This window comes from Candidatus Zixiibacteriota bacterium, assembly GCA_022865345.1.
Taxonomy (GTDB): domain Bacteria; phylum Zixibacteria; class MSB-5A5; order MSB-5A5; family RBG-16-43-9; genus RBG-16-43-9.
The window spans coordinates 1-3,753 of sequence record JALHSU010000039.1; the positions used below are offsets into that span (position 1 = coordinate 1).

Annotated in this window: 3 protein-coding genes; all 3 read right to left on the reverse strand. The window is 41.8% G+C overall.

All coding sequences use genetic code 11. The annotated features are described in order from the left end of the window. Window positions 1–504, reverse strand: a 504-nt coding sequence (gene eno, locus MUP17_01620) for a phosphopyruvate hydratase (GenBank protein ID MCJ7457674.1), incomplete at its 3' end; no start/stop codon positions are given. 327 nt (window positions 505–831) lie between these two features. After that, window positions 832–1,905, reverse strand: a complete 1,074-nt coding sequence (locus MUP17_01625; GenBank protein MCJ7457675.1) for a right-handed parallel beta-helix repeat-containing protein — start codon at window positions 1,903–1,905, stop codon at window positions 832–834. Continuing rightward, on the reverse strand, window positions 1,862–3,753 hold a 1,892-nt coding region (locus tag MUP17_01630), incomplete at its 5' end, for a S8 family serine peptidase (GenBank protein ID MCJ7457676.1). The genes MUP17_01625 and MUP17_01630, both read right to left, overlap by 44 nt.

Here is a 3,753-nt window from a genome sequence, read left to right on the forward strand (position 1 = left end):
CATAAACTCCTGAATGTCCAGATTATTATCTGCATGTTGACCACCGTTCAGGATATTCATCTGTGGAACCGGAAGGAGCTTTGCCTTTTTCCCTCCGATATATTCATATAAAGGAATCTTCTTGGAGAAAGCACAGGCTTTAGCCACCGCTAAGGAGACGCCAAGAATAGCATTCGCGCCTAAGTTCCTTTTGTTTTCAGTCCCGTCCAAATCCAGGAGGAACTTGTCCAGCTTCCTCTGGTCAAACGGGTTTAATTTTGAGCGGACAAGTTTCGGGGCAATTTTTTTATTGACATTCTCCACCGCCTGCCTGACCCCTTTGCCTAAATATCTGGTCTTATCCCCATCCCTTAACTCTAATGCCTCGTGTACACCGGTCGAAGCACCAGACGGGACAATGGCTCTTCCCATTGCTCCGTTTCGCAGTTCAACTTCCACCTCCACTGTGGGATTCCCCCTGGAATCCAGGACCTCTCTGCCAAGACATCTTTTTATTCCAGCCATATTTTATACCTCTCTTTTAGACTAAGCTTTTTTACTTGACCCTAAATCTAAAGCTTAAAAAAACTTTTGCAATAGAAAAATTCAGGGGGCGTGGGATTTTTTGATATTACTCTTATTAGGAATTGAGCGAGAAGATGGGGGAAAAAATTAACCCCACCGCGCTACTCACTGTATTCTTGGGTAAGATGTTGTGAGTGAGATGGTGGGTGACTAAACTATCCCTCTGGAAGGGCACAGGGCGACAGGATATTTTCAGGTTGGAAAAAAGGACGAAGGGACAGCACACAAATGTCTGTCCCCTTGGGTTGTAATAATCTTCTCTGACTCTTAACAAACAGGTCTTGGACCACCTTTGAAGAGATAGTTTATAAGATAGATTACATCAGCGACACTTACAGTTTCATCACCATTAGCATCCGCGCAATCGAGGTACGGACTCGGTGGGCATAAAGGAGCGGGACCGCCCTTAAACAGGTAGTTAACAAGATAGACCACATCAGTGACATTTATATTAGAATCTTGAATTACATCACCACAAAGCAGACAACTATGAGTACAACCTTCGGCTTCTCCATCATCAGCCCAGTTGTATACGAATTGACAATTATTGTTATCTCCAGAGCTTGAATTTAAATCCCTGATATCTTCTTTATTTGAGCAGATGTAGTTGCTATCTATTCGAACGTCGGTATCGGATTCCATATATATTCCGTAGTTTTTGCAATTCTCGATGGTATCAGCAATTGCCTTCCAATTATAAGCATGATTGAAATAAATACCAAAAGAGGTATTATCAATTAGATTATGTCTTACTTCACCACTGTCGGTGTTATAAATGTATATACCATAATTGAGATGATTATTGATCTTGTTTTCCGTTATCCTGTTGTTACTTCCAGAACTCCATAGTCTGATACCATACGTGTTGTTATGTAAAAGATTGCGACTGTAGTCGTCGCCCGTCGCACGAGAGGATAAAATCCCGTAGAAGCTGTTATTTTCCATCATATTGGAAATCACGCTGTTTTGGCCGGAACTATCTATGACCACAGCTCTCTTGTCATTACTAAAGCTATTCAATTCCACGACATTCCGAATAGAGCTATGATCGATTTTTAAACCAACTTCTGGGTTGTTGGTAAGGTCGTTTGCGAATAAGATATTTGAGGAAGAGTTCGTGGTTATGTAAACTCCTGCACTACCTAAGTACCAACCATTTGACTGTATTGAAGAGTACAGTATATTATTATTGTCAGAACCAGTTGTAAGGTATATACCATCAAATGCATTAGAATCAACAGTGCATGAGTAGACTGTATTGTTGTCGGAATTATCGATATATATTCCCTCGTCGAAGTTAGTAATCTCGCAGTTGCGTATTGTATTTCCTTTGTTGTTCATAATCCAAACTCCAATAACTTCCATTATAGTTTCCTCTAATCTTGTGGCCTTTGCAGTCAAGGGTTATGTTGTCAGCATTGAGGTTTAATCCGTCTTGACTAGAATCGCAGTCTAAATCATAAGTCAACTCTGTGTTTTGATATAAATAGTCTCCACACTTAACATCCTCATAAGGAGCTACCACTGTGTATTCCTCTGTGCCAGTAACAATCCATCCCCAAACTCTTATCGTCCAGTGTCCAGCCACAGGATTATCAACCTCAACCACTTCTACATTATCAAGGCTGTTGAATCCCTTAGTAGCATTGGCTCCAGGATTATCCTTATCAAGGCGGTATGCATAATGATTAACACCATTAGGATCTGTAAGTAGAAGGTCAAGATCATTGACAAGCTCTTTTGCTGCCGCAGGTGTTCCCTCAATATCATCCCATACAAGAGTAACCCGCAACTTGTTAACACCTGAAGGAACATTCATGTAATAATTATCAGTCTCATCATCAGCGACAGTCCCAACTCTAATTAAATCGTTTTTAGGATAATTGTTGATTATCAAATCAATTGCTGTTTTCAGGTTAAGATTTCCGTGACCATAGCTGTAGCCAGAGCCTGGGTTTCCCACATCATCCGCGCTTTGTACCAATATTGCTTTAAAGGTGTGAGGTTTTATCTCCCCGTAACCTAATTTATTAAATTGCTGCTTCATCAGACCCAAGGCTCCTGAAACCACTGGAGCAGCCATTGAAGTTCCTGCCATTTCCCAATATTTATTTCCAGGAACGGTAGAGTATATCTCTTTATATGTAAGGCAGGGTGTTGGATCGTCAAGTGCCTCATCTCCTGGAGCTGCCTGGACAGTTTCAGCACCTGTCGCTCCACGAACCTGGTCAAGCAGTTCCATGTTTCCGGCTGCCACTTGCTCAACCCACTGCACATCGCTTTCATTCACCAAGTCGCCTATAGACGTTTCCGGGATACTTATTACGAACAGATTTCCTATATCTGAAGAAGAAATAACTCTGCCATATCTTTCTGCGACACTTAGTGCAACCAGTTTGGAAACATCTCCAAAGAATATCACGTTAAGCTTTACGTTGCCGTTAGTGTCTCTTGCCCAATCACCTATTCCATAATCTCTAATATTGGGAGAAATTTTGTCATTTGACTCTATTTCACAGACTGATCTCACCATAGGCAGGCTCAACAGTTCACTATCAGCTGCAGGTACTGAAGCATAATAAGTGTAATTCGGAATGTAATCCAAGAGGATGACCCCATGGCTTTCCATTGTCCGTATATCTGCATCACTGGGGATGTCATAGAATTGAATCATCAAATGGGTTCTTCCGGCTTTGGGTTGAGAGGCTAATACCTGGCTAAGGCCTATCACTGGTGCGAACTCCCTGGCTTTGAGAAATATCTTGCACTCCGGTATTCGGGATTCGAATACTGCTGTTGGTATTTGATATGTTCCTTGCTCCACGGGTGGTGGTTCGGCTGATTCAGAATCTTTGCGTACCCTTATACTGTCAAGAAATGATCTAAATCGCTCCTTATCCAAGGGGATTTCTTTGCGGTCCAGGGCTGCCTTAATTATGGGCAGTGGTATACTGTCTTCTCTGATGCTCGGACGCGTGACAGTAATTGGGGGATTCTCCTCGGTTTTAAGACCAGTTGGACGAGCTGTAATAAGGCTATCAGACTCTGAAGATATTTTGGATTTGGGGCTATTCTGCTGGGCTGAAGGTACTAAAAAAGAAAGAAATAAGATCAACAAAGTAAAGAAGAAAATCTTAACATTTGATCTCATAAACTCCTCCTGGGATTTTTTGGTTTCCAATCGTACCG